Source organism: Stenotrophomonas sp. STEN038, from assembly GCF_056759895.1.
The window spans coordinates 108,669-133,286 of record NZ_JBRRDW010000001.1; the positions used below are offsets into that span (position 1 = coordinate 108,669).

A 24,618-nucleotide genomic window follows, 5' to 3' on the forward strand; every position below is an offset into this window, starting at 1 on the left:
ACCGCAGCTTGGATGTGTTCGCATTCAAGGAGGAAACGAGACATACCACATGCTGGAAAATCCCCAAATTCAAACGCAGGGCCTCCCCAACCAGCCGTCCCGGGGAGTTGAGGATGCGTAACCAAGGGCAAATGGGCCTTAGTTGCATGGCATCCGACGAGCTAGGCGATGGTCAAATGGTTGCCCCAACAGCCTCCGATCAAGGGGGGGGTGAGAGCGCAATGAATTTGCAGATGCCTATCCCAGCCAAAAACTTACACCTCGTTCCCTCACGCTCGAGAACTAGCCTGTCTTCTCGACGTTCGTTGGGTAAGAGCGTCACAGGTTGCGCGCTGTGCTCAACGGTCAAACTCCCCGCCAACACGGTTTGTACGATCTGCGGCGAAGCTTCGACGGTACCCGCAGTGGACGTCCTCCCTGACGCTGCACACGCCGTTTGCGCGAAGGGAGACATAGCCACTGCTGGATGGCATGAGTTGGTCCTGTTGCCCCTGCTCGAGGCCGTAGCTTCAGGCGCCGCCAGGCCCGAGGATGCCGGCCCTGCCCTTCGAGATCTCCGAAGCATGCTGCTCAAGCGCAATGCGGAGACAAAACCCAATCCACCAGCAACCCTCCGCCGTCGAACTGGACCAAAAAATGCGAAGCGATCTGTTGCTTCTGGCAGCAGCACTAACTCTGGCGGTTTGCGCCGCGGCCGTGACCTATTTCTTCCTCGTGATCCGTCCACGGCGCGCTGAGGCACGCCGAACTCGCAATGACATTGACCGGGTTCAAAAGCTCATGACCACTGCCACGACTGTAAACGGCGCTATGCGGTTGGGTGGCCAACAAGAAAGAACTGCACTGAACACAGCAAAGGCCGGCGAATGAGTCGCCAGAACGAGATCCCAGGTGCAATCTCAAAGCCAGCGACGTTCTGACAAATACACGCGGTGAGCTTTTTTACGTCTTGTTCGTCGAAGATGGCGACCTGTACCACCAGCAGGTGATCGGCGAGCCAGTCATAACGCCGATCGCATAGTGGATCAGCTTTTCGCGCGACCATGTAGTCGTCAGGCACGGAGACAACGGCAGTAGGCCGGCCAGAACGAGAACCGTCATTACACGATAGAGGCGCTGACACGCCTGTCTCCCCTCTCTGCAGGTATGGCACTTCCGCAGTTGGATCGACGCCAGAGTCCTGGTAGGGCGAATGGGTAACTTCTACTCATCGAACCTTAACCGGATCGTCTATTATCTCAGCTGGGGCGCTGACGACAGGAAAGTCGATCGGCGATTAGATGAGGCCGAACAGTCTGAGCATCCGGACGACCTGGCCTGGGGAAGCACGCCGACAGCAGGCGGCGGCTAGATGCGCTCGAGAGTGAGGATGAATTCGCAAGATGATGGTCAGTGCCCCAGGTCAATGACCGGGCAGCGAAGAGTGCTGCAGTTTCGGTATGTCATCGAAACCGGCGAACTTCCAGTACATGAAGAAGGCCGATGGATTGCAGACGAAAGCTCTCGCTACAGCGCCTGCCTACACCCAACCTGCCTACATGTCTGGGATGGCCACCTGGGAACGTGCCTATATGAGCTGACCCTCGAAAGAGGGCCGGAAAGATCTCTCCGTATCTGCTCTGCACTTGTCCTTGACGACATGGAGCGGTATCGCCGCTGTCTCGACGATCAGGATGAATCCGCGCGCCTGACCAGGATTCTTGACGCACTCTTCTGCCGGCGAGACTAACCACGTCCCGCCTTCCGGCACCGCCGGGAACTGAGGGGATGGGCCTAACCGGTGGGATAGCGGGCCCGGTTACGATGCATTGATTGGCGGCCGGCACGGGATCATTTCTCGGACCCCCGAATGCAGCCGAAAAGTGCCATCGTCCTCCCTCGCCTACACCTCCATTCTGAGCCCCGCATCGGGTCCGCTCAGTAAAGGTGCTGGATCACGTCCCCTGCCCGGCGAATCGTCCGCCCGGGTAAGCCCACCTGGACCTTCGGATTGCGATAGCCATCAAGGCTCGGCCAATCCGCTTTCTCTCAGCGAACTCAATTCCTAGCGCACCTGTGCTCGAGCAACTTTCGCGAGCGCATCGCTGCTGTATTCCTTATCCAACCAAACGCAGAGCAACTCATGCTTCTCCAACTCCACGAAATGCAACAGGTAACGCCGAAGTCCGATCAGGAAGTCATCGAGCTGGCAAAGGTTCGGCGTGAAGCCGATAGGCAAGAGTCCATCCGCTTCATTACAAAGTGGGGTGTAATCGTCACCGGCATTGTGGTCTTGGCGCTGATAGCTCCGACCCGATCGACAATCAGCCTCATCCTATACGCAGCCTCGATCCTGGCTGCAGTGCTGGCGATGTTCAATTCGCCGAACAACTTCTCCCTCAAGCCAGTTGGTGAGGTCGGTATCGGAGATATTTTACCTGACCATCAGCAAGCGCCTGATGAGCTGGTCGTGAAGCTCATCACCGCCGCGGAAGTGGATTCGCGAATCGACGAAGTCCTTCGCCCCTGGCTGGAGTCCGGTCATCCGATCCGGCTGGATCAGTTCAACGCGGTCCAAGCATTCGCCAAGGTGTCATCGAAAAGTACCTCCGACAAGGAACACCGCGCCAACTTGGACCGAAAGCGCGCCGCGTACCTCCAACCGACACCCTACGTGGCGCGTGAGAATGATGAGCTTGACAACATCGCGCTTCCGATTGTTGTAGCTGCGGCCGCAGTCATCCTCACCCAGGATGAGCCCGTAGTTCCTCATCGACACGACGACGCTGCTGCACACACCCCAGGCTATTCCGTGGTGGACATCCCTCATCACAACGTCGCCTATCACGGGGATCGAGCGTCAGAGCCGCGTGATGAAAACTATGGGGCTGAGTGCGTTACGCCACGCGGCGATACCGACGTTGTCGCGCCCCCAGCCTACTCGTGTGCTCCTGATCACTCGGCGTCCCTTTCGACCGACCACTTGAGCACAACTTCCGACTACACAAGCTCGAGCTCACCGGACTTCTCCAGCTCCGGCGACAGCAGCTCACCTTCGTTTGATTGATTCCACGCGACTTTGCCCGAGGCCATTCCGGCAACTGGCACAGACCCTGCCAACTCTCGGGCAGGGAATCCGCCGGCGACGGCAACAACCGGACCAGGAGGTCCAATGCTTCACACCACGCAATCCATTTTTGATGCCCTGAAGGACCGTTACGCCGGTGACGATTCGATCTCGTTGTCGCTGACCGAAGGCGATGCCCCGGTGATCAACCTGCAGGTCAACTCGCACGGTGACCTGCCAGTCCAGCTGGTGGCCTCGGGCCAGCAGATCCTGGTCTCCACCCCCCTTGTTGGCGCCGACCGCGTGGTCGACCGTCCCTCTTTCGACCGCGCGTGCCTGCTGCTGAACCCGGTCAATCCGCTGTCCAACCTGGGCCTGATGATCAATGAAGACGGATCGGAAACGTATGTCGTTTTCGGAGAACTGTCGGCCAGTTCCGACATCGATGCCATCGATGAGGAAATCCGCACGCTGGCGGAAAACACCATCGACGCCGTCGATTCCTTCAGCCACTTCTTCAACTGAGATCGAAGCACATGCGAATCATCGCCAAACTTTTCACCCTCCTTCGCGGCAAGTCGCATGAAGCCGGCCAGGCCGTCGTCGATGCCAATGCCATGACCATTCTCGATCAGGAGATGCGCGACGCCGACAAGAATCTGGCCACCTCGCGCAGCGAGCTGACCAAGATCATGGGGCGCAGCAACCTGCTGCAGGTCGAGATCGAAACTCGCGCCATCAAGATCAACGAGTACAGCACCACCATCCAGAAGTTGCTGGAGAAGGGTGATCAGGCATTGGCGGTGGAAGTCGCCGAGAAGGTTGCTGAGCTCGAAGCGCAGCAAGCAACGGCCACGACGCAGAAGCAGGTCATCGACAAGTCGATCGCCAACCTCAAGACGACCATCAAGACCACCGAAACCCGCATCCGCTCGATGCGCAGTCAGATCGACCAGGTCAAGGCTACGGCCGCTGTTCAGAAGGCGCAGCTGGCCATCACTGCCAACGTGAACAACTCCAACGGCGGCGTGAGCAGTGCGCTGCAGTCGCTGGAGCGCCTCAAGGAACGGCAGGCAGAAGCGGGTGCGCGCATCGCGGCCGGGCAGGAACTGGAAGAGCTGGGTACCGACGCGGACTTGCAGCGCCGCCTGGAACAGGCAGGCGTGTCTCATGGCTCCACGAATGCGGCTGATGTCCTCGCCCGCTTCACGAAGCCGACACCGCAGCTGACCCATGAAGAGCCGATCCGCCTGATCGGTCAGCGCATCGAATCGCCGGAAGCGGCGGGCACCGGCAGCGTCAGCTGATAGCGGCCCAGGCGAGAGGCTCACGATGATCGTTTTCGGCCGTGTCTACCGGTCCTTGCGCCGGCATATCAGGCAGGTGAGCTGGGGGGTGCTGTTCACCACCCTGCTGCTGCACATGCTTGGGACCTGGGCACTTCTTGCCCTTGCGGGCGAGTCGAAACTCGTGGGCCTCGACGCCTGGTTCTACTACTACATGACCACCGCCACCACGATCGGTTACGGGGACTTGTCCCCGTCAACCATCGCTGGCCGGTATGTGGTCGCTCTCTTCCTCATGCCCGGAGCGGTGGGCTTGTTCGCGGCAATGATCGCCAAGACAAGCAGTTCGCTTCTTATCTACTGGCAGCGCCACCTGAAGGGAAAAATGAACTACGAAAGCATGCGGGGACACACTGTCATGGTGGGATGGAACGGGAGTGATAGCCGTCGATTGGTGCAGCTGCTGCTAGCTGATACCACTACCGATGACGAAGGCATCGTCCTGATCGCCGAGGGTCTCAACGAGAACCCGTCGCCGGAGGAACTGCGGTTCGTCAGCACAACCGCCTACTCCGAGCGCTCTGCCTACGGACGCGCGGGGATTGCCTCCGCAGCCCGCGTCATCATCATGACGCCGAACGACGACCAGACCCTGGCCGCCGTCTTGGCCGTGAAGTCATTCACGACAACTGCCCACGTTGTCGCCCACTTCCAGGAGCAGGCTGCCGCCTCCCTGATCAAGACGGTACATCCGGATGTTGAATGCACCCGGCCGATGATGGCTGAGGTCATCGCACGAGCCGCACAGGATCCAGGCTCCTCGTTGGTGACCATCGACCTGCTTTCTTGCTCGGACGGGAACTCCGCACTGTATTCAGTCGCCGCTCCGCGCGAGAAGACGTACTCCTACGCGGACGTGAGTAGGGCATTCGCCCTCAACGGGGCCTGCCTCATTGGCTTCAAGCCGCTTGGTTCCTCGTCGCCAACGGTCGACCCGGCGTTCGCCGGCCCGATCCCCTCCGGTGCAACTCTGTTCTACCTCGCTGCCGATCGCCTCACGGCGGCCGATCTTTTCCCCGCAAACATGGAGCAAGCCGCTTGAGCTTCCTGAACCGCCTCTTTGGCAAGAAGCCGGCGCCGCCGGCTCTCCCCGTCGCGCCGAACTATCGTGGGAGCATACCGCACGATTTACCTCTGGCCCTGCGCATCGGGGCAATGATCACCTTCGACCGGACCCGCTACCTGGCAGCGCCGGACGCTGTCGTTGAGCAGCTTCCGGATGGCTACCAGGAGGTGCAGTGCTACGGGTACGCCGACCTGGGCGATAGCCACCTGCTGCACCGTTTCTACGTTGCCGATGATGCATATCTGCAGGTACTGACCGTCGGTGGAGTTGTCGACGCAGTCCAAGCCTACGTCTATACCGAGCAGGTCGACCCTGCCGACCAGGCCGCTTTCCGCAAGTTCGTTGAATCCGGCGATCACCTTTGGGCAGCTGAGGTCGAGTACGCCGGCCGACGCTGGAAGCGCCACAACATGGCCGAGTCCGGTAGTGATCGTCAGCCGCCGCTGGCCATGGATGAGAACCTCTACCGGGGCGAGACCCCGCGCAAGAGTGACGACCTCACCAACTACGCGACGCTGTATTCACGGCAGGTACCCGAGCTCGGCATCGAAGAGCTGTTGCTGGTGACCGCAGAGGACAGTGGGGCGAACGAGTTCCTCATCAGCTATGCCGTCGGCATGCATCTTGGCGCCTCCGATTTCGAGATCACATAAGCCACTTCCGCGCAACTTCTACAGCTGCGCGGAAGTGCTTTCCTTTACCTCGTAGTACCCATCCCACCTGAAGAAGGAAGCTCATGAACGCAATCACCATCCCCTCGCTGCTCGCTTTCCTGTCGTACCTCGGCATCGGCATCGCCGTCCTCGCCGCGGCCATTGCCACTGTGACCGTGGTTACCCCGCACCGTGACATCACCCTGATCCGTCAGGGCAACGTGGCAGCGGCCGTTGCATTCGGCGGCGCGCTGATCGGCCTGGCCCTGCCGTTGCACTCGGCCATCTCCCACTCCGTCAGCCTTTTCGACGCTGCGATCTGGGGCGCAATCGCTGCCGTCGCCCAGCTGCTGGCCTTCTTTGTGGCCAACATCGTGGGCGGGAGCCTGTCCAAGAAGATCGCTGAGAAGGACCTTGCCGCCGGCATCCTCTCAGCAACCGTCTCCATCGCGGTCGGCCTGATCAACGCCGCCGCAATGACCCCGTAAGGAGAGCCCACCACAATGAAGCGCTCCACCAATCTTCGCCTCACCCTCATGGCCGTCGCGATTCCGGTCGCCCTGACGGCCTGTGATCCGCCGCCGTCCACTGGTCAGGTCGTTGCCTTGGAAGCCGACTGCGACAAGGTCACCGACGTCTCCCCTGCCGAGTGCCGCGTCCAGTACAACAAGGCTCTGGAAGAGCACAAGAAGGTCGCCCCCCGGTTCGAGTCCGCCTCCGACTGCTCGTCCCAGTTCGGGGCTTGCACCACGGTGCAGAACAACGGCCAGACCTCGTACATCCCGCCGATGACCGGCTTCCTGCTGGGCTACATGGCCTCGGATCTGTTGAACTCCAGTAGTAGCCGCCGCGACAGCAGTGCCTACCGGAGCAGCGGTTCCAGTCGTCGCGATTGCGATCGCAATCCGGACATGCAGGGCTGCCGCAGCAACAATGGTGGTTACCGCACGGTCGCGCACAGCACGCCGCTCTATCGCGACTACAACACCGGCGAGTACCGCCGCCCCACCGGCGACGCAGTGAACACCCCGACCAGTTCCGGGCGTACCTGGGACAAGAGTGCGGCCAAGGCCCCGCCGGCGCGGGCAGTCTCCGTATCCCGCTCGGGCTTCGGCTCGGCATCGGCGGCCCGCAGCTCGTTCAGCAGCGGCCGCAGCAGTTTCGGCGGCTAATGCTTGGCGGGGGCTCAATGCCCCCGCTTCTCTTCACGGCGTCAGTGCCAATCATCACACCTGAGATCACATCGTGCAGCGAATCCTCATCACCGAACGTACCAATTGGAAGCAGCAGGCAGAGAGCCTTGGCTTCAACTTCCACACCATCGATGGTGAGCGTTACTGGGACGAATCAGCCTTCTACCAGTTCTCGCTGCGCCAGGTCGAAGATGACCTCGAAACGGCCACTGTGGCCGTGCATGACATGGCTCTCGAACTGGTCGATGAAGTAGTCGACTCGGAAGAGCTCCTCACGAAGCTGGCCATTCCGCAGAACTACTGGGACTGGATCCGCGCATCCTGGAAGCGCCGCGACCCGCACCTCTATGGCCGCATGGACTTCGCCTACGACGGCACTGGCCCGGCCAAGCTCTACGAGCTGAACTACGACACCCCGACCAGCCTGTATGAAGCCGGCTACTTCCAGTGGCTGTGGCTGGAACAGCAGATCGCCGCTGGCCAGTTGCCGGCCGGCGCCAACCAGTTCAACAGCATCCAGGAACGCCTGCTCGAAGCCATGGCCACCCTGGCGCGGGAAGGCTTGATCGACAAGAACATGCACTTCGGTTCCGTACGTGAATCCGATGAGGACCGCGCGACCGTCCAGTACCTGCGCGATTGCGCTCACCAGGTCGGCATCAACACGGCCTATGTGACGATCGAGGACATTGGCATCAGCAAGGAAGGCTGGTTCACGGACGCGCATGACAACGTCATCCGCACGCTCTTCAAGCTGTACCCGCTCGAAGACATGATGCGCGAGAAGTACGGCCCGCACCTCACCGCCGACACCATGCAGTTGCTGGAACCGGCATGGAAGGCCGTGCTGTCCAACAAGGGCATCCTGCCCATGCTCTGGGAGCGCCATCAGGGCCATCCGAACCTGTTGCCCGCCCACTTTTGCGATGCCAATGCGCCCACGCCGGCAGGCATGGTCCGCAAGCCGCTGCTGTCCCGTGAAGGGGCGAACATCCAGATCGTCACTCCCTCTGGTGAAGTGATCAGCTCCGATGGCCCCTACAACGATGGTCCGGCGATCATGCAGGCCTATCACCCGCTGCCGAACTTTAATGGCAACTATCCGTTGGTTGGAAGCTGGGTGGTCGCCGATATGGCAGCCGGCATCGGCATCCGGGAAGACTCCAGCCTGATCACCCAGAACACCTCCCGTTTCCTGCCACACATCTTCGTTGACTAACTTTTGAGGCCTGGGCGGTATGGCATGGTGGTGGCTCCTGAAGATGAAGCCGCCGCCATGCCTTCGGCCAAGAAGCCCGACAACAAAGACAATAGCTTGCAGAGCGCGCTGGACGCGCTGATCCGGCCGTTGCATTCGGCAAGGTCTGGTTGCGACTACCCCTTCGCTGAAGTCGAAGGTGCGCTTAGCCGCTATGAACGAGACTACGGGCTCAATCTTCTGCCTGATTTCCAGCGCGGCCATGTGTGGAACCAGGGTCAGCAGCAGCACTACATCGAGAACATCATGCGGGGCGTCATCCCGCAGGGCACCTTGCTGATCCAGTTCAACGCACCCCACTGGGATGACGATGCCTATGAAGGCGACCTGCCCAGGGAGATGCAGATCATCGACGGTCTGCAGCGCCTCACCGCCATCCGCAAGTTCCTGGCTGGCGAAGTCAGGCCATTCGGCCTTGGTCTTGAAGACCTGGAGGGGTCCAGGTATGCGATCAAACGCTCCATGTGGCATGTCCGTTTTGCTTTCCACACCTTCAGCAGCAAGGCCGAGCTGATCGGCCACTACCTTGCCTTGAACGCCGGAGGCACCCCTCATTCAGCATCAGAGATCGAACGCGTCAGGAACCTCCTGGCTGTTGCGGAGGGCGCCTAACCAGTCGTATTTTAACCTAGGTTAGAAGTCCTGCTGGAGGGTCCTGGCCCGTAAACTCTTCTTGGATAGTTCACTGGCAGCCACCATGAAAGTTGCAATCGTCGAGTTGACGGAGAAGGAAGAGAATGAGATCGCTGAAGCCATCAAGGTGCATGGCGTAACTGCGACTGCGGAGCTGTACTCGCACGTGAGTCCTTCGGCTCTGATGGCTATTCGTGCAAAGCATGGAATAGCCCGTCGGGCCCCAGGCCCTCGACCGTTTACGGCCGCTGACCATGCCGCCAGCTTCTCGCCTGAAGACATCAATAAGGTCAAGAACTGTCGTTCCATTTCAGAAGCACTTCGTGTACTCGGACTCAGTACATCTGCAACCACCCGACTGAAGGGTGCTCTGGAGCATCATGGCATCGCAATGGGTGTTGCGCGCTATACCCCGGACGCTGTCGCGAAGAGGTTCGGCTATGGAACAGTCGCCAAACTATCTGACGCCATGTTGTTGATGAACAATACTGAGGCGGGCAGCAAGTTCGGCATGACAAAGGAAGCGGCTGCGAGGCTTCGAGTCGCGCTAGGATTGCCAATGGCCAAGAATGGCCGAGCTTTCCGGAAGTCGATTTCGCAAGCTCCAAAGCCAACCCCCGAGATCCAACGGACAATCGCTGCTGCGCATGAGCAGTTGGGATCGTGGGCGGCCCGTCAGAAGCTCTGCCACGCTGGATTGGACCGGAAGATGGTAAATCGTGCCCTCTTGGAGCTGGATGCGGCTGACGCACTGACCCCGGAAGCTCAGATCGCAACCTTCTCTCGGCGAGAGGTGAAGGTCCTCTTTGATCCCTACCTCACTGCAGAGCAAGTGGCCAAACAGATCAAGTCAATATCTGTCGATCGGGCCACAGCTTTGCGCCGTGCTCTTGGCGTGAGTAAGGACGCCCTAGGGTCTGTAATGCGAAAGGAAGGGAAATCCCGCGAGCAAATTCAGAGGCTTATCGAGTTTGAGCGGCTCGAAGAAGCCGCCCGATTGATCAATGTTCCATCAAAGGTCGTAGTCGAAGTACGCAAGTGTCTTGGTTTGATTGAACGGCCGTATGAACCTCGGATCGGGCTCCACAAGGCGATGCAGGGAATCTATGCAAAGACCGGCGCCAAGACGCTTGCCGGCCTTAAAAGGAAGCTTGGCCACAAGACAGTCCCCCAGGTGGAGAAGGATTTAGGCCTATCAACCAGTCAAACGTATCTCCTGTTCATTGATATGGGCCTGGATCCGATGACCCGCAACGAGATAGATTGATAGACCAGACTCTTAAGAATGGCATCAAAGGAGAAACCATGAAGGGACTTGTCGCGGCTACCATCACCCTCGCACTGTTCTTTTTGGCCGCTGCCGATGTTCGGGCTGAGACCGTGTCTCTGACCGCCGGGGAGATTGTCGATACTTTCCGCGCCAATCCCTTGGCTGCGAAGAAGCGATTCGCCGGAAAAACCATCCGACTGACCGGCAAGGTCAGCGCGATCAAGGAAGGAACCGGGGGCGCTGCCTTTGTCCAGATGGGGAATGGTTGGTGGGAGGGGTACATCGTGGAGCTACGGACCACTGAGGCCGACGCCATCGAGCTGGTTGCTGATCAGCAGGCCACCTTCTCCTGCACCAGCGTACGCAATGGGGAGCGATTCGACCGCGACGTCCACCTGAGTGGATGCCGCAAGCTGTAGGCCGGCCTGACCACCCAGGTCTCTGCAGATGTACGCAACTGCCGCCTGATCCAGCCTAGTTAGACGACAAGACCCGGCCAGAAGCCGGGTCTAATTCGTTCTGGGCAAGAAATCGCCCCCGGGCACCGGCAACTTCGCCGGCCGGTCTGCACGATCAGGTAGGGCGGCAACCAAGAAATGCGTGATTCACTGGATCCACAGCTCCGCGATGAGATCGCGACAGCCCTGGAACGAGAAGGCATCAAAGCGACGTCTGCCGCCTACCCGTTGATCGCCTACGAGACCCTGTTGAAGCTACGCCTCGAGCTTGGTATCTCGCCCAAGAGGACAGGTCCGCCAGCCATCTCAGCAGAATCACTCATTGACCGACTGACCGCGGAACAGATCACCGCTGTCAAAAGCGCGTCCAGTCTTCGCGAAACAATGCGCCTAACCGGTTTGGGCGCCACTTCAGCCAAGCGTGTCTATTCGCACCTGGTTGCTGCAAAAGCAACTCCCGTTCGGATCACCGCGGAGATCCTAATGCAAAGGCAAGGGTTCTCCAGAGAGGTGATGATTGGCCACTTCCAACTTCACACCAACCGACACCTTGCCGATCAGTTCGGCCAGGACTTGAGTGTCATCGCACGCCTGCGAGCTGAGCTGGGATTGCCACCGGCCAAGGTCGGGAGACCGTTCGCCACTGCTGCCTCGTCGCCAGCCCCTCAGGGAGAACTGGCTGCGCAGATCGAAAAGACGATTCGCGAGCGCGGGCTCACATCCGCTATGCGGCGGCTCAAGCGTGCCGGAGTTGATCGTGGCCAAGTCGCACGGATCTACCTGGAACGCGTACAGCCAACGACTGGCGCCAGCCCGGCTTCATCGCTTGCTGCCATGAGCAACGAGAAGCTGGCTATCCTCAGTGACCTGACTATTCAACGGCAAGAAGCTGCCACAGCGCTAGGCCTCTCGCGTGACATCGTCACAGGACTCCGCAATTACCTCGGCGCCAAAGGCGTCACGAGAGACTACGTCCGCCTCTACACCGAACTTCGGAACATAGGAACGGAAGAGCTTCGCGCGACACTCGATTGCCGATCCTTGAGCGAAGCAGCATCGCTCCTAGGTTGTGGCCACGGCACAGTGCGGAAGCTCCGCGTCCAGCTCGGACTACCAGAGCAGCCAGATCGAGTCCGGATACGCCTTTTGAAGCGCATGGATGAGATCTACATGCTGTATGGAATTTCCGGGATCGGTGAATTCTCCGACCGGTACGGCGCTCTGTCCAATGTTGAGCTACGAGACAAGTTCAACCTGAGCGAATCTTGTATTACTGCTTTGCGTGTCGAGTTGGATGTCTCCAAGGCAGTTGCGGACTCTGCGGCATGAGCGCAATGCAGGAAAAGAATCTCGTTCCCGCAGCTTCCTGTCCCAAGGACGTGATCAGGCGCCGTGGCATTGCCGGCGCCCAAGAGACCCTTGGCATGAGCCGCAAACGTCTCCGGCTGATCAAGTGTGAGAACGGAATCCCAGCGCTTCGCCCTGGGCCGAAGCCGACTGACCCTGCTGAGTTTCTGGCCACCCTCTCCCCGGACGCTCCGGCCATTCTTCGCGGCGCGTCACTGGCCGGTGCCTGCGAGCGATTGAGCATCTCGCGTGCGATGGCCAGACGTCTGCTGGCCCATCTGGCCGTGAGGACTGGCATCGGTGTGCGTCCTCGAAAGGGTATCGACCTGATCTTGGTCGAGCAGAAATGGACGATGGATGAACTGAAGTCATTCGTGTCGAGCTCGAGCAACTCTGCCGGCGTGGCCAAACTGGGGATCTCCGTGGAGCGGATGCGCGAAGTGCGAGTCGAGCTGGGATTGCCTCCTGCCAAGAACGGTCGTCCATTTCGCCAAGACAAATAGCGGTTCCGCTCATCCAACTTTTGACCAGTGCTGGAAGTGGTTTGATTGGTCTGTACCAACAATCAACCACTAAAGAGGTGATCAGCAATGGATGAGAACAAGAAGCGCGCACTGGCAGCTGCACTGGGCCAGATCGAAAAGCAGTTCGGTAAGGGTTCGGTAATGCGCATGGGCGACCGTGTTGTTGAGCCTGTCGAGGTCATTCCGACCGGTTCGTTGATGCTGGACATCGCGCTGGGCATCGGCGGCCTTCCGAAGGGGCGTGTGGTCGAGATCTACGGCCCGGAATCATCGGGCAAGACCACGCTGACGCTGCAGGCCATCGCCGAATGCCAGAAGCTGGGTGGCACAGCGGCTTTCATCGATGCCGAGCATGCACTGGATCCGATCTACGCCGCCAAGCTGGGCGTGAACGTGGACGACCTGCTGCTGTCGCAGCCGGATACCGGCGAGCAGGCGCTTGAAATCGCCGACATGCTGGTGCGTTCGGGTTCGGTGGATATCGTGGTGGTCGATTCGGTCGCCGCACTGACACCCAGGGCCGAGATCGAAGGCGAGATGGGGGATCAGCTGCCGGGTCTGCAGGCCCGTCTGATGAGCCAGGCGTTGCGTAAGCTGACCGGCAACATCAAGCGCTCCAATACGCTGGTGGTGTTCATCAATCAGCTGCGCCACAAGATCGGCGCGATGATGCCGGGCCAGAGCCCCGAAACGACCACTGGTGGCAACGCGCTGAAGTTCTACGCTTCTGTCCGACTGGACATCCGCCGCATCGGTGCGATCAAGAAAGGCGACGAAATCATCGGCAACCAGACCAAAATCAAGGTCGTTAAGAACAAGCTCGCGCCGCCGTTCAAGCAGGTCGTAACCGAGATCCTCTACGGTGAAGGCATCTCGCGCGAAGGCGAACTGATCGATATGGGTGTGGATGCAAAGCTGGTCGAGAAGGCCGGCGCCTGGTACAGCTACGGCGATGAGCGTATCGGTCAGGGCAAGGACAACTCCCGCACCTACCTGCGCGAAAACCCGGCCGTTTCTGCCAAGCTGGAAGCTGAGCTCCGCGAGAAGTTCCAGCCCGCAGAAGCCCAACGGGAAGAGGGTGAGGACGATGGCGAGAACGAAGCTGACGCCACGTAATCCAAGCGGCTCGGCCATACAGGTCGCCCCCTGATATGCGAGAGGCTCCTGTAAGGGAGCCCTTCGCGTGCAGTCGGAAACGCTGTCCGCACGTCCACATCAAGCAACTTTCCAGCGCCCGACGCAATGCTCAAATTGCTCGGATAGAACCAACGAGCCTTGTTCCATGCACACCGTACTTAACACGATTTTTAATGCCTCGCGTGCTGCTTCCCAGGATGGTCACCTCAAGCAGAACCCCTATCCCGCCGGCACACTTCGCTACATCGCATATGAGTTGGGTCGGGCCGAGCAGGCGACCGTCACCTTGTTCACCAGCCCGTCTGAGGACTATGCCGTGGGCATCACCGACCAAGGTCAGTTCGAGTCCATTGTCATTGGAGATCTGCCATGGCGCACTGTCACGACCGAGCACCCTACGCTGGAAAGCGCCGTCGCATGCCTTCGTGACTTGGCGATCGACAGCAACGCACGCAACTACCTCCCCACAGCAGCATAGATGACCGCCTCAACGTTCCACTAACCCACGGGGAACTGGCATGGGCAGATGGGACGAAAATGAGCCGCACGTCCCATAAAGATGCGTTTTGACCCCTAACCGATACGAAATTGGCTTGAGTTGTGACCCAACCTCAAGTCCCTGGCGTGGTGAAATTTTTTCATCGCTACGTGGAGACCGTGCAATGCTCAATGACATCTTCGGCACTACCAACAGCAAGATTGTTTGCAAGTCTGCAGACGGCCGAATGTCGGTGCATGGTGCGAACGTATGCTGTCCAATGTGCAAGGGTAAGCGCGTCCCTCAGCCACTCCACCCCACCCCGCGACTCGGCCCTGCTCCGATTCCGACCGCACTGAAGATGGCGTGATAGCGCCGCGTATTGCTTGAGGAACTTGCATGCGGATGCGCTTGGCCCGTGCGTTGGCAGACACCCTTCCTCGGGATTTGCCTAACCTTTTCAATCCGTACGCCGACGCCTGCGCACACGACTTGCCCAGCAACACCCCTGATCGAAAACTGAGCCGGCTTGCTCAGCACCTCGATTGCGATGCGCGGTTCATCCTCATAGCTGAAGCCCCTGGATACCAAGGGGCGCGCCACACGGGCCTGGCCCTGAGTTCCGAGCGCTTGCTGTTGGATGGTGCGATCCCACGGGTCGACCGCGAGAACGGCCGCATAACTGATCGCCGGCTTCCATTCTCGGAGCCGTCGGCGACCATCTGCTGGAAACAGCTCTATGCGTTGGGACTGGCTGAATCAACGATTCTCTGGAATGCCATCCAGATGCACCCACATCCGACCGACAACGTTTGGGCTAACCGGACGCCCACGGATGCTGAGCTGGCCCATGGCGCGCAAGCACTCAAGCTACTGGCCGAAGCTTTTCCAAGTGCAAAGTTCCTGGCTGTCGGGCGAAAGTCTGAGCAAGCAATGGTAGCGGCCGGTATCGCCGCGCATTCTGCAATCCGCCATCCCGCTAATGGTGGTGCGACGTTATTTGCTGAGGGCCTTGCGCAGGCGATGTCCGCCTACTAACACGGCCATCCACGCAGTACGCCCAAGAGAGATCAAAATTGATCTTCGCACACGTCCGCATGCGGACGGATGCATCGGCGCTTCCAGTTCTTCCAACTTTTGCAAACGATCGTGACTGACAGAGTGAAAGGCATCCAAACGGAGCCTTTCCCATGCAGGTCACAATCACTCCCGCGACCAACGCCACCAGCACCGCAAAGCGCCCCTACTTCAAGCTCAAGTCGCAATGGGCTATCTGGGAGGCAGAACGCGTTCGCGTGGCCATCGCACAGTTGCGCGAAGAGCGCATCCCGTCGGCCAACTGGCGTGCTATTCGCCGCAAGAGTGCCGCCATCGATCGGCTGGAAGAAACGCGCCGTGACTGGGAGCGCCGAGCGGACAGCTACCGATTGCAGGAGGCCGGCGTAACCCCGCCTGCCCGCCGCTATGGCGGTGCTCGTCAGTACGCACCCAGCTACCGCTGAGGACGAACTAATGGCGGACGGCAGCGGCGGTTATCGACAACTGCACCTAAACATCAAGCCTGGATTGGTTGTGGACGCATTCGCCGGGGGTGGAGGCGCAAGCGAAGGACTGGAGCGCGCTTTCGGGCACCCGGTTCACGTCGCGATCAATCACAACGCGCTCGCGTTAGCCGTGCATGAGGTCAACCATCCGGCAACGAAGCACTACATCAGCGATGTCTACGAGGTCTGCCCATACGAGGCAACCCAGGGCCTCCCAGTGGCTCATTACCACGCTTCGCCGGACTGCACGCATCACTCGCAAGCGCTTGGTGGCCAGCCACGCGACGCTAAGTGCAGAGCTCTGACCTGGGTCGTCCTGAAGTGGGCCGGGCGTGCGCGCCCGGACACGATCAGCATCGAGAACGTCAGTCAGCTCAAGCACTGGGGGCCACTGATCGCCAAGCGCTGCCCGGAAACCGGTCGAGTCATCAAGATCGACCGCTCTGTTGCCGCTCCTGGTGAGCGCGTTCCTTTGAATCAGCAGTACCTGATCCCCTGCCCGGAACGGAAGGGCAAGACCTGGGCGCGTTTCTGCGAGCTGCTGGCTGGATATGGGTACAAGATCGACCACCGTGTTCTGGCGGCCTGTGACTACGGCTCGCCAACGACCCGCGAGCGTCTCTACGTGTTCGCACGCCGGGACAACCGACCGATCATCTGGCCGGCGGCTACGCATGGGTCGCCATCCAGCGAAGGTGTGCTCAATGGTGCATTGCTACCGTGGCGCACGGCTGCCGAATGCATCGACTTCGATCGTCCGTGCCATTCGATCTTCATGCCAACCGCAGACGCCAAGAAGCTGCGGATCCGCCGCCCGCTGTCGGACGCGACCTTGCGCCGGGTGGCCAACTCGGTGAAACGCTACGTGCTGGAGGCGCCGGTACCCTTCATCGTCCCGTTGCGAGGCACCAGTCCGTCCCATACTTCTAGCCACTCCACCGGCATGCCGCTGAGCACCATCAGCGCAGGTGGTACTCACCACGGGCTGGTCATCCCAACCCTCGCGGCGAACGATGACCTGCAATCAGCGCACCTGATCAAGTTCCGCGGCGACTCCAAGGGTTCGCCGGCGAACGGGCCAATGCCTGTCATCACCTCGGGGGCCGGAGCGGCTCGGCCGGCCGGCGCCGCTCACGCCCTGGGTGTGATCCAGACCGGACTTACCCCTACCAACATGCGCGCCGCGCACATGGAGCAAGCAAACACCGGTATGGTCGGACATGACGTGCGGGAGCCAGTAAGCACGCTGACTGTCTCGGGCAGTCAGCAGCGGCTGGTCCTGACGGATCTGGAAGCGGATGCACTCAATGAGCGTGCTGCGGTGGTCTACCGCTTCATGCGCGACTTCCTGTCCCCCAAGGACTTTGCCGCCATCCACGGGCACGTGGAGGTGGACCCGACCAACCGTGACCTCGGCCGGGTGTTCATCCTGCACGAAGGCAAAAAGCTGGTGCTGACCGACTGCGGCCTGCGGATGCTCACACCTACGGAGCTGAAACTCGCGCAGGGATTCCCGCCCGATTACGTCCTGGACTACGACAAGTTCGGAACTCGCATTCCGCAGCACAAGCAAGTGGCGCTCATCGGGAACTCGGTTTGCCCGGATGTCTTGGAGGCAATCATCCGAGCGAACTGCGCTGACCTCATCGAGGCGTATCGCACGGCCGGTGTACAAACCCGTCCAGGACGGCTTACTCCGCCGGCAGTGGCGAAGGCAGCCTAGTTCACAACCGACCGCCACATTGCTGCGGTTAGAGCCACGAATTGGCGCTGCCCAGCACTAGGCTTTCACAGTGCCCCGAGCTCTTTCGGGGATAGAACCACCCGTAGGTCTAAAGGAGACCCGTAACAGATGGCCAGCAACAAGTATTTCGTCGTGAAGAAGACTTCCGATGGCACCGAGACCCTGGTCGGCGCGCCACGCGCCAACCTGGCCAAGATCATGGTGGTCGGCGGCAAGGTCCAAGCAAAACCCGCAACCGAAGAGCAAATCATCCTTCACTTCCAGGCGGGTCACTCCTTGCACGTGAAGAGTCGCGCAGAAGGCGACGGCAAGATGTTTCTGCTGAACACCGTTCCGCCGATCCTCGTCCGTGCAAAGAACGCAGGTGAGTCCATCACCCTGACCGATGACAGCACAGACTACGAGATCACCCAGGCCTCCCACGAAACCATCGTCCGCCTGATGACCGCCGGCGCCAGTGTTCTGACCTATACCGAAGAATCCAAGGTTGGCATCGCAGCGGCCCCGACCGGTGACGCCGTTGGCAACGCCAACGCCGGAGACGGCAGCACCGAAGGTGCCCATGACGGCGGTTCAGGCGCGGCCACCGGTGAAAGTGATGCCAACGATGCAGCCGGCCAGGCCGCTTCCGCTGGTGATACCGGCGCCGCCCCTGTGGATACCGCCTCGCAGGCCGTAGCCGCGACCGCGGGCCAGACCAGCCAGGACACCGGCGATGTAGCCAGCGACTCGGCCGAAGGCGCCGCCAGCACCCCGGCTGCTGATTCCGATAGCGGCCAGGCTGGCCAGGTCGGTGAAGGCGCGCCGGCCGCTGAAGCCGAAGCAGCTGCCTGATGTACCGGCGCCCGTTCTCCGGGCGCCACCTCTCCCCAGAGAAATCCATATGAAAACGATCAAAGGCATCAAAGCACTGCGCTTGACCTTCTCGCGCCTATCACTGGTAAGCCTGGTCGTCGCCGCTCTCGTGCCGCCGGCGCTCATGCTCCTGACCGGTCAGGCAAACTTGTACTTCATAGCGGCATGGGGCATCGCGATTCTTTACCTGGCCCTTGATGATGCAATCCGAGGGGAAGCTGGATCCAATGACCTGAATTCCCTGAGCATGAGCATCATCCATCAAGTCGGAGTTGTCGCAATCAGCCTCGCGGCGATGCTTGTGGGCTTCAAGGTAGTCCGCTTGTTGCAGGATGCGGACGCTACCGACGCTTCTGTGGCCAGTGCGTGCCTCGTCGGCCAAGTCATGGCATGTATCTGTCGGCTCACCTACGCCGCCTACAAGGGCATTGAATTCTCAGTATCCGAGATGGACGGTGGCACCGTCGGCGGCCAGTCCGAAAAAACCAGCGCGTGATCGAAGATCGCGCAACTGGTGAGGAAGACCGTCACGTGTACGGTGAACCCATGAACAACGCACTGCAGATCAACCGCCCCTTCCTCTCCATTGTCCCCACCATGCCTGCTGAAGAGCGCAGCCTCCTTGCTCGTCGCCCTGTTGCCTCATGTGTCGCAGCTGCCTGCGCTGGAGACTTCTGGGCGCACATGGACAACCAGCTGGTTCTGTTTCTGCTGGAAAACGTCAACGGCTCCCCGCTCGTCGAAATCCTGAAGCCTGAAATCGCGGGCAATCAGACGAACACGTCTGTGCTGCTCGGCACCGCTCGCATCATCACCACCGGATCCCGGATTGCAGACATCTGGGCATCTCCGACCGGTGGCCTCGAACGCTCCTACCTGAAAGGTGCTGCCGCCGGCGCGCAGTCGTGGGAGGACGTGATTACTGAACGCATGTACGGCTGGGTAGGTTCGTGGATCCGATCCATCGTAGGACCGTGCAGCCGCTCGAGGGCCGCCGAGGTCCGCGAAAAGGTCTTTGACGCCCTGCAGTCGCTCTCCCTGAGTGAGTGGGAGTGGGAACGGTCCCGTCGCACCATGACCTTCGGACAGCTCCGAGGTGCAATCGAAATACACTCGAGCCGCAGAAATGCAATATAGGGCTAATCACCTCAAAGCGACCGTTGAACCTGGTCCCTATCAATGCCGCGACGCCGGTCGAACGGTCGTGGGGTTGTACGAACATGACCGGCATGGCAGCCCACCTCACTTTGATGTACGTCATCCTTCTGGCGGCGTGGCCTCCCCCTAGCCGCAGCTGCCGTAGATGCAACCACCCTTCGGTGTGAGTATCCGAAAAGCTCCCACCCAGAGCTACATCTAAGCTGCATACCTGGCCCAGGCTGCACTTGTTGAAATCGCATCCTATCGCTGTACCTATCAGCGACTGAGTCTCTGCCCTGCTCTGCAACACCGCGAGCGGCCCTCTATCAGTTGCACTGAACGATGGGCGGAGCCAACCAGCGCGTCGTCGTTGCCATCTAGGCCATAACTGCCGCTCACATTGAGGCGGTTGGGCTACAGGCAAAGAGAGCTTCACATTCACAATTCGCTGGTCGGCTGGTCTGCGGCGCCTGCGGGGTGCTGGCAGAGCTTGGCCATGTGAACGGAGTTGCAGGATGGACAGTCAGTTTATGCAGAGAGAGGTGATCCTCGTAGATCGTGCACTGGCCGATTCGGTTGCATTGAGCTTTGACAATCCTTGCATTGAGTCCGGAGGCATCATGTCCTTGGCAGAGATGGACAATCTCCGGTTGGAGGACCTAGAGCTGATTCCGGTTCGCCTAGTCTGCGAGGATTGCGCCGACGATGCTGATCCGGTGCGCGACCTCAGTGTCAAGGGTGAGACGGATCGCCTCGCTCTGGCCCACACCGAACACGAAATGCGAGACCTCAAGCGTCTACTGTCGCTGGCTGCGGCCGCCCTGGAGCCGCACGCCTCCTCTGCCGGCGATGAGTCGCGAATTTACGCTGCAATCACCAGGAAGCTGGGCCTGGCCACACCGATACTCGCCCTACCGTTCCGGCCCTGACCCATGCGCCGCAACCGAGCCATTACCGGCCCGGGCTAGCGGACGCGCGCCCTCCTTCGTGACTCTATGGTGGTTCAGTAGATTTCCAGCTGAGCTCACGCCATGTTCACCGCACCACAGCGCGCCCATGTCTCAACTTCTTTGCCAACTGTCGGCAGCCCACTTCGCGACACCCAGTCCTCGCAGCTCGGCGGCATTTCGTTGGGGTCAGAGGAAATTCAGGACGCGATCAGGGCCGGCGCATGCGCGCGCCTTGGCTGGAACGACATTCTTGGCGTTGATCTGTTGGTCCACATGGGATTCGGAAAGGGCTTCACCCGTCAACAATACATCGCCCTGATCTGGAGCCCGGACGACGATTGCCTCGTCATGGCAATCACCTATACCCACGGGGACGTCGTGCGCGATGTCTTCGCTGGTGACAGCATCAATCCTGGATGGTTTGACCCAGGTCGGTTTGCTGAGAAAGTCAGCCTCGCAAAAGCGATCGTCGATAACCAGGCAAAAGGCTCCGTTCTCCCGCCATATGAGGTGGTCGTCAGGTGGCTGAACCCGAGCGGGAATCCGAATAGACGCGCGGAGAAGCTCAACAAGATTCTCGGGTTCTGCTGCAACTCGAATCCGGAGCGATACCGCGCTGAGATCTCCAACTACGCCATGGCCGTCGCTGGGAAGGACGCTGCCATAACGGTGACCATCAGGAACGCCAAGCGATGCAACCTCATCGCAGATGAGTACATTGTCGATGAGGGCATTGATCCACTCCAGCTTCGCTGGATGGAGCCGAGCGCACCAACTCAGTCGTAATGGCTGTTCAAGTCCATCAAAGCCCTGTCCCGATCCGGGGCCAGGTTCGGCGCGTAGTGCGTTCGGCCAGAGGCGTCTACCGCGCGCCAGAGCCAGTCGAATCCTGAGCCTGTGACTTCCGCGATTAGAACCGCGCGGCCATGCATCGTCGGTCGATCCGTGAGATCCAAGAGCTCATACCTGATCGCCATGTTGATCAGCAGGTCTTCGTAGGTAGCGCCGCGGAGGATCTCGTCCGCGGCTTCATCCCAGGCCCGCCATCCTTGGCCGGCCTGGGAGATCTCAAACCTGTCCAGCTCGGGCTGCAACAGTTCGGCGAGCCGGCTGACGGGATACTCGATAGGCAAGAGATCCTCCACGGTGTGGGAGTGGTGCGGGGTACCTCTACAGCTGGGAAGCGGCCACTCGAACCGCCAACTGCAACGTGACGTCGCGTAGCGTGCGGCCACGGATGGATACATCCCCGCCTGTCAGCTCCGCAGCCCAACGGGAATGGCCCCCGATGATGAGGCCCATCCGGGAACGACCAAGCCTGGCGCGTCGATGGTACGCGACATATCGCCCCTCCCCCTCCTTTTCGAGGAGCAGGTCCGACCCTTCGTCCACCCGGCAACGGTAGTCATCACCGCTGCGCTCGAAGACCCCACCTTTGGCTTCAATCTGCCGGATGCGCTCGGCCGAAACCCCATACTCCTTGGCCAGTGCCCGTAAGCTCGGGCGCTCAGATGCTGGCAAGGCGCGGCGGCGTCGGATCTCTGCGTTGCGGGTCTCGTCCGTGAAGGGGTGATTGGATTGGCGGTTGCCGACGGCGGTAGCTGATGCCATGGGGCGTCTCTGTTTGGGTACACCAAGATCCTGCACCTTTGATCCCGCCGGAAAAGTTGGAGCGTTCAACCGGCGGGGCAACAGCCCGAGTTAGAGCCTCGCGCGGCGGCTGAATTGGATGCAAAATCTTCCAATCGCGCCTCAAGGCGCGAGCCACGGCGGCACGCCGACACCACGCAGAGCCTGCCTCGCATTCGCGGCCAGGCCAGTGACCGCGATAGGCGGCAGAATTTGTTCTGCAGGCCGCAACCGTAGGCCATTTCCACCACACCCTTCATGAGGGAATGCTGGAAATGCCCTCAACGGCACCGCCACGGACGGCTTCCGTACACAACCACCCCGCCAGGGACGACACTTCCCTGACGGGCATGTGCGTCTTCTGGCACCCACCTGGAGAAGACGCATGAACAACACCCGAATCGAATGGCTCTCTTCCCTCAAGCCTGGCTCACTGGTTCGCTGGAACGATCCCAACAACGGGATCGCCAGCGGCACGTACATGATCGATCTGATCAAAACTGAGTCTGAAACGATCGAATCCGCCGGCAATCAAGTTCTGCTGGTCAACGTCGCAGGCACCTGCTGCGAGGCATTGGTCAGTGAGCTGTCCCCGGTAGTTCGTGAACGCATCACCCTGGCAGTAGTCGTTGACTACGAGTGCGGTACCACAGATCTGACGAAGCTGATCCTGAGCCTTCAGAAAAACGTGAAGGCCCATATCAAGATTGGCATGCTCACCGAAGGTACCGATGCCAGCTGCGAAGGCTATGGAATGCGGACGATCGTCAACTCGAGGGAACTTGAGGCCAGCGTCCCGGCAGCAGGACCCTGCTACCGCCACACGCTCGACGCAGCCATTTCTTGTATCGAAGAGAGCTTGCGGGCCGGTCATCCGGACTCAGGCTTTACGGATACGATCAATGACCTGAAGGCGCTGAATGCCGGACCATTGCCCGGACAGGTGAACATCGTGTGTGAGCCGCCGCCGCCGCGTGTGGTTATCGAGCACACCCGAGACACCCTTCATGTTTCGTCATCCAGCCCGATCGAAGCGGTTCTGGCCGACTACACCTGGGAGGAAAACGACGACTTGCCGATCATCCCCCAGCGGGACAATGCTGCCCAATTGATCATGCAGGAGGTGACCATCAACGCGCCCTTCTGCGACCAGGTGCTCAAGATGGCCAACGACGCGGGCAAGCCCTATGAGGACGATCGCACGCCGGAATGGCTGGCATCCCTCCAGGCCGGTTCGCAGGTCGAATGGCGCGACCCGCTTACGTGGGTAGGCTCGGTAGTCCGCGTTATCGACTCGATCGTGGGTGAATCAGGAACTGTCGATTCGCTCGAGTCGGAAGTAAGGCTGGTCAATCCGGACGGTGATCCGATTGTGGTGCAGGTACGCGAGCTCTCGCCGCTGCGCGGCTGAGCCCCTGCCCGTCTTCAAGGCAATACCATCGGCCTTTCCTTCGGGAGGGGCCGAACTACGGAAAGCACGTGTATCCACGCGTGCCTTTCCAGACGGTCCTGAAGCAGGGCCGCCCGGAAAGGCTCGTTTGAGCCAACTGCACCGGACAGATTCCGGACACAACCACCCCGCCTGGGACGACACCTCCCTGACGGGATAGGTGCGTCTTCGGGCACCCACCTGGAGAACCATCATGAGCAACACCACCAAGAACCTCCTCGCCGCACTGATCGCCGCTCTGGCCACCACCGGCGCAACGTCTGACGAAGCCTTGCAGGCGATGAAAGACGGTCAGAACGAAGTCGATGCCATCAACAAGCAGGAAGCCACTGCGGCTGCAACCCTCCGTCTGCGCGAGGGTGTGGAGTACGCCGGCAATGTGGTTGACGCCTGGGAAGGCGGCGATCTCGCCGGAGCCGTGAACACCCTTGAAGGCTGGGCGGAACTGTCCAAGCCCCTCCTTGGTGTTTGCCTGCACCTGGATGAAGGCATCCGCATTGCGGAGCTGCTCGTCGAGAACTGGGAAGGCAGCATTTCGGACCAGGTCAACGAGCTTGACGGCTGGCGCGATGAAGTCATCGCTGACCTGATCAAACGCAAGATGCTTACCGACAAGCCGACCGTGGTCATTGAAGTCAGTGGGGGCAACATCACTGGCATCAGCTCGATCCAGGATGTGGATACCTTCGTTGTGAATTACGACGAAGGCGAGGACAACAACTTGCTCCCATACGTGGATGGTGAGGGCCACGCCCAGATCAACCTCCGCGAATCGAGCGAGTCGCGTCCGGAGTTCTGCCTCCAGATCATCGACCTCCACGCCCGCGAAAACGTCGAGTAACTGCACAAGGCCGACCATCGGGACTTACTGATGGCTGTCCAAGGAGAGCCAGATGC

Annotated in this window: 28 protein-coding genes; 25 read left to right on the plus strand and 3 right to left on the minus strand. The window is 60.2% G+C overall.

All coding sequences use genetic code 11. From position 1 onward, the window contains the following. Nucleotides 1-808: 808 nt before the first annotated feature. Nucleotides 809-1,060 carry a hypothetical protein gene (locus tag ACVOLS_RS00620; RefSeq protein WP_481544001.1) on the minus strand — a complete coding sequence of 84 codons (252 nt, stop codon included), beginning with the start codon at nt 1,058-1,060 and terminating at the stop codon, nt 809-811. A 1,062-nt stretch (nt 1,061-2,122) separates the two neighbouring features. Between ACVOLS_RS00620 and ACVOLS_RS00625 the strand changes: the two genes are divergently transcribed. From ACVOLS_RS00625 to ACVOLS_RS00735, 23 genes are all read left to right on the plus strand, one after another. Next, on the plus strand, nt 2,123-3,046 hold the full coding sequence (locus tag ACVOLS_RS00625; RefSeq protein WP_481544002.1) for a hypothetical protein: 924 nt from the start codon (nt 2,123-2,125) through the stop codon (nt 3,044-3,046). 24 nt (nt 3,047-3,070) lie between these two features. Next, nucleotides 3,071-3,571 (plus strand): YjfI family protein, encoded by a 501-nt coding sequence (locus ACVOLS_RS00630; RefSeq protein ID WP_481544076.1) that lies wholly within the window; start codon nt 3,071-3,073, stop codon nt 3,569-3,571. A gap of 11 nt (nt 3,572-3,582) precedes the next feature. After that, the gene (locus tag ACVOLS_RS00635; protein ID WP_481544003.1) at nt 3,583-4,353 is read left to right on the plus strand and encodes a PspA/IM30 family protein; all 771 of its coding nucleotides are present in this window, start codon (nt 3,583-3,585) and stop codon (nt 4,351-4,353) included. Between the two features lie 25 nt (nt 4,354-4,378). After that, nucleotides 4,379-5,434, plus strand: a complete 1,056-nt coding sequence (locus ACVOLS_RS00640) for a potassium channel family protein (RefSeq protein ID WP_481544004.1) — start codon at nt 4,379-4,381, stop codon at nt 5,432-5,434. Next, the gene (locus ACVOLS_RS00645; protein ID WP_481544005.1) at nt 5,431-6,111 is read left to right on the plus strand and encodes a DUF2491 family protein; all 681 of its coding nucleotides are present in this window, start codon (nt 5,431-5,433) and stop codon (nt 6,109-6,111) included. Before ACVOLS_RS00640 ends, ACVOLS_RS00645 begins: the two co-directional genes overlap by 4 nt. A gap of 83 nt (nt 6,112-6,194) precedes the next feature. Next, nucleotides 6,195-6,599: a DUF350 domain-containing protein gene (locus ACVOLS_RS00650; protein WP_481544006.1), complete on the plus strand. Its 405-nt coding sequence runs from the start codon at nt 6,195-6,197 to the stop codon at nt 6,597-6,599. A gap of 15 nt (nt 6,600-6,614) precedes the next feature. Beyond that, nucleotides 6,615-7,283: a DUF1190 domain-containing protein gene (locus tag ACVOLS_RS00655; protein ID WP_481544007.1), complete on the plus strand. Its 669-nt coding sequence runs from the start codon at nt 6,615-6,617 to the stop codon at nt 7,281-7,283. A gap of 73 nt (nt 7,284-7,356) precedes the next feature. Then, complete coding sequence (locus tag ACVOLS_RS00660) at nt 7,357-8,523, plus strand: glutathionylspermidine synthase family protein (protein WP_481544008.1); 1,167 nt, start codon at nt 7,357-7,359, stop codon at nt 8,521-8,523. 24 nt (nt 8,524-8,547) lie between these two features. Beyond that, a complete protein-coding gene (locus ACVOLS_RS00665) occupies nt 8,548-9,174 on the plus strand; it encodes a DUF262 domain-containing protein (protein ID WP_481544009.1) in 627 nt (208 codons plus the stop codon). An 85-nt stretch (nt 9,175-9,259) separates the two neighbouring features. After that, on the plus strand, nt 9,260-10,462 hold the full coding sequence (locus ACVOLS_RS00670) for a hypothetical protein (RefSeq protein ID WP_481544010.1): 1,203 nt from the start codon (nt 9,260-9,262) through the stop codon (nt 10,460-10,462). Between the two features lie 38 nt (nt 10,463-10,500). Beyond that, complete coding sequence (locus ACVOLS_RS00675; protein ID WP_481544011.1) at nt 10,501-10,884, plus strand: OB-fold protein; 384 nt, start codon at nt 10,501-10,503, stop codon at nt 10,882-10,884. Nucleotides 10,885-11,061: 177 nt separating this feature from the next. Further along, entirely contained in the window at nt 11,062-12,252 is a 1,191-nt protein-coding gene (locus ACVOLS_RS00680) for a hypothetical protein (protein ID WP_481544012.1), read from the plus strand. After that, nucleotides 12,249-12,773 (plus strand): hypothetical protein, encoded by a 525-nt coding sequence (locus ACVOLS_RS00685; RefSeq protein WP_481544013.1) that lies wholly within the window; start codon nt 12,249-12,251, stop codon nt 12,771-12,773. The genes ACVOLS_RS00680 and ACVOLS_RS00685 overlap by 4 nt, the downstream gene beginning before the upstream one ends. Before the next feature lie 87 nt (nt 12,774-12,860). Next, nucleotides 12,861-13,910, plus strand: coding sequence for a recombinase RecA (gene recA, locus ACVOLS_RS00690; RefSeq protein ID WP_481544014.1), 1,050 nt, complete (start codon nt 12,861-12,863; stop codon nt 13,908-13,910). Nucleotides 13,911-14,076: 166 nt separating this feature from the next. Beyond that, nucleotides 14,077-14,409: a hypothetical protein gene (locus tag ACVOLS_RS00695; RefSeq protein WP_481544015.1), complete on the plus strand. Its 333-nt coding sequence runs from the start codon at nt 14,077-14,079 to the stop codon at nt 14,407-14,409. 399 nt (nt 14,410-14,808) lie between these two features. Beyond that, nucleotides 14,809-15,447, plus strand: a complete 639-nt coding sequence (locus tag ACVOLS_RS00700; protein ID WP_481544016.1) for a uracil-DNA glycosylase — start codon at nt 14,809-14,811, stop codon at nt 15,445-15,447. A gap of 152 nt (nt 15,448-15,599) precedes the next feature. Further along, nucleotides 15,600-15,911 (plus strand): hypothetical protein, encoded by a 312-nt coding sequence (locus tag ACVOLS_RS00705; RefSeq protein ID WP_481544017.1) that lies wholly within the window; start codon nt 15,600-15,602, stop codon nt 15,909-15,911. A 10-nt stretch (nt 15,912-15,921) separates the two neighbouring features. Next, entirely contained in the window at nt 15,922-17,676 is a 1,755-nt protein-coding gene (locus tag ACVOLS_RS00710) for a DNA cytosine methyltransferase (protein WP_481544018.1), read from the plus strand. Nucleotides 17,677-17,805: 129 nt separating this feature from the next. Then, complete coding sequence (locus ACVOLS_RS00715; protein WP_481544019.1) at nt 17,806-18,531, plus strand: hypothetical protein; 726 nt, start codon at nt 17,806-17,808, stop codon at nt 18,529-18,531. A 49-nt stretch (nt 18,532-18,580) separates the two neighbouring features. Continuing rightward, a complete protein-coding gene (locus ACVOLS_RS00720) occupies nt 18,581-19,048 on the plus strand; it encodes a hypothetical protein (RefSeq protein WP_481544020.1) in 468 nt (155 codons plus the stop codon). A gap of 50 nt (nt 19,049-19,098) precedes the next feature. Further along, the gene (locus ACVOLS_RS00725) at nt 19,099-19,689 is read left to right on the plus strand and encodes a hypothetical protein (protein ID WP_481544021.1); all 591 of its coding nucleotides are present in this window, start codon (nt 19,099-19,101) and stop codon (nt 19,687-19,689) included. 518 nt (nt 19,690-20,207) lie between these two features. After that, nucleotides 20,208-20,621: a hypothetical protein gene (locus ACVOLS_RS00730; protein WP_481544022.1), complete on the plus strand. Its 414-nt coding sequence runs from the start codon at nt 20,208-20,210 to the stop codon at nt 20,619-20,621. 102 nt (nt 20,622-20,723) lie between these two features. Beyond that, nucleotides 20,724-21,428 carry a hypothetical protein gene (locus ACVOLS_RS00735; RefSeq protein ID WP_481544023.1) on the plus strand — a complete coding sequence of 235 codons (705 nt, stop codon included), beginning with the start codon at nt 20,724-20,726 and terminating at the stop codon, nt 21,426-21,428. Here the strand turns inward: ACVOLS_RS00735 and ACVOLS_RS00740 are convergent. Further along, nucleotides 21,419-21,775 (minus strand): hypothetical protein, encoded by a 357-nt coding sequence (locus ACVOLS_RS00740; protein WP_481544024.1) that lies wholly within the window; start codon nt 21,773-21,775, stop codon nt 21,419-21,421. The two genes, ACVOLS_RS00735 and ACVOLS_RS00740, sit on opposite strands and share 10 nt — an antisense overlap. 37 nt (nt 21,776-21,812) lie before the next feature. Next, nucleotides 21,813-22,253 (minus strand): hypothetical protein, encoded by a 441-nt coding sequence (locus ACVOLS_RS00745; protein ID WP_481544025.1) that lies wholly within the window; start codon nt 22,251-22,253, stop codon nt 21,813-21,815. 403 nt (nt 22,254-22,656) lie between these two features. Here ACVOLS_RS00745 and ACVOLS_RS00750 point away from each other — a divergent pair, with 403 nt between their 5' ends. Together ACVOLS_RS00750 and ACVOLS_RS00755 are read left to right on the plus strand one after the other, a co-directional pair. Then, nucleotides 22,657-23,682: a hypothetical protein gene (locus ACVOLS_RS00750; protein WP_481544026.1), complete on the plus strand. Its 1,026-nt coding sequence runs from the start codon at nt 22,657-22,659 to the stop codon at nt 23,680-23,682. Between the two features lie 232 nt (nt 23,683-23,914). Continuing rightward, nucleotides 23,915-24,562, plus strand: coding sequence for a hypothetical protein (locus ACVOLS_RS00755; protein ID WP_481544027.1), 648 nt, complete (start codon nt 23,915-23,917; stop codon nt 24,560-24,562). The last annotated feature ends 56 nt before the right edge of the window (nt 24,563-24,618 follow it).

Coding starts and splice junctions, on each gene's coding strand:
- ACVOLS_RS00625 (WP_481544002.1), top strand. CDS start 2,123: ATGCTTCTCCAACTCCACGAAATGCAACAGGTAACGCCGAAGTCCGAT.
- ACVOLS_RS00635 (WP_481544003.1), top strand. CDS start 3,583: ATGCGAATCATCGCCAAACTTTTCACCCTCCTTCGCGGCAAGTCGCAT.
- ACVOLS_RS00640 (WP_481544004.1), top strand. CDS start 4,379: ATGATCGTTTTCGGCCGTGTCTACCGGTCCTTGCGCCGGCATATCAGG.
- ACVOLS_RS00650 (WP_481544006.1), top strand. CDS start 6,195: ATGAACGCAATCACCATCCCCTCGCTGCTCGCTTTCCTGTCGTACCTC.
- ACVOLS_RS00655 (WP_481544007.1), top strand. CDS start 6,615: ATGAAGCGCTCCACCAATCTTCGCCTCACCCTCATGGCCGTCGCGATT.
- ACVOLS_RS00665 (WP_481544009.1), top strand. CDS start 8,548: ATGGTGGTGGCTCCTGAAGATGAAGCCGCCGCCATGCCTTCGGCCAAG.
- ACVOLS_RS00670 (WP_481544010.1), top strand. CDS start 9,260: ATGAAAGTTGCAATCGTCGAGTTGACGGAGAAGGAAGAGAATGAGATC.
- ACVOLS_RS00675 (WP_481544011.1), top strand. CDS start 10,501: ATGAAGGGACTTGTCGCGGCTACCATCACCCTCGCACTGTTCTTTTTG.
- ACVOLS_RS00680 (WP_481544012.1), top strand. CDS start 11,062: ATGCGTGATTCACTGGATCCACAGCTCCGCGATGAGATCGCGACAGCC.
- ACVOLS_RS00685 (WP_481544013.1), top strand. CDS start 12,249: ATGAGCGCAATGCAGGAAAAGAATCTCGTTCCCGCAGCTTCCTGTCCC.
- recA (WP_481544014.1), top strand. CDS start 12,861: ATGGATGAGAACAAGAAGCGCGCACTGGCAGCTGCACTGGGCCAGATC.
- ACVOLS_RS00695 (WP_481544015.1), top strand. CDS start 14,077: ATGCACACCGTACTTAACACGATTTTTAATGCCTCGCGTGCTGCTTCC.
- ACVOLS_RS00700 (WP_481544016.1), top strand. CDS start 14,809: ATGCGGATGCGCTTGGCCCGTGCGTTGGCAGACACCCTTCCTCGGGAT.
- ACVOLS_RS00705 (WP_481544017.1), top strand. CDS start 15,600: ATGCAGGTCACAATCACTCCCGCGACCAACGCCACCAGCACCGCAAAG.
- ACVOLS_RS00710 (WP_481544018.1), top strand. CDS start 15,922: ATGGCGGACGGCAGCGGCGGTTATCGACAACTGCACCTAAACATCAAG.
- ACVOLS_RS00715 (WP_481544019.1), top strand. CDS start 17,806: ATGGCCAGCAACAAGTATTTCGTCGTGAAGAAGACTTCCGATGGCACC.
- ACVOLS_RS00720 (WP_481544020.1), top strand. CDS start 18,581: ATGAAAACGATCAAAGGCATCAAAGCACTGCGCTTGACCTTCTCGCGC.
- ACVOLS_RS00725 (WP_481544021.1), top strand. CDS start 19,099: ATGAACAACGCACTGCAGATCAACCGCCCCTTCCTCTCCATTGTCCCC.
- ACVOLS_RS00730 (WP_481544022.1), top strand. CDS start 20,208: ATGGACAGTCAGTTTATGCAGAGAGAGGTGATCCTCGTAGATCGTGCA.
- ACVOLS_RS00735 (WP_481544023.1), top strand. CDS start 20,724: ATGTTCACCGCACCACAGCGCGCCCATGTCTCAACTTCTTTGCCAACT.
- ACVOLS_RS00745 (WP_481544025.1), bottom strand. CDS start 22,253: ATGGCATCAGCTACCGCCGTCGGCAACCGCCAATCCAATCACCCCTTC.
- ACVOLS_RS00750 (WP_481544026.1), top strand. CDS start 22,657: ATGAACAACACCCGAATCGAATGGCTCTCTTCCCTCAAGCCTGGCTCA.
- ACVOLS_RS00755 (WP_481544027.1), top strand. CDS start 23,915: ATGAGCAACACCACCAAGAACCTCCTCGCCGCACTGATCGCCGCTCTG.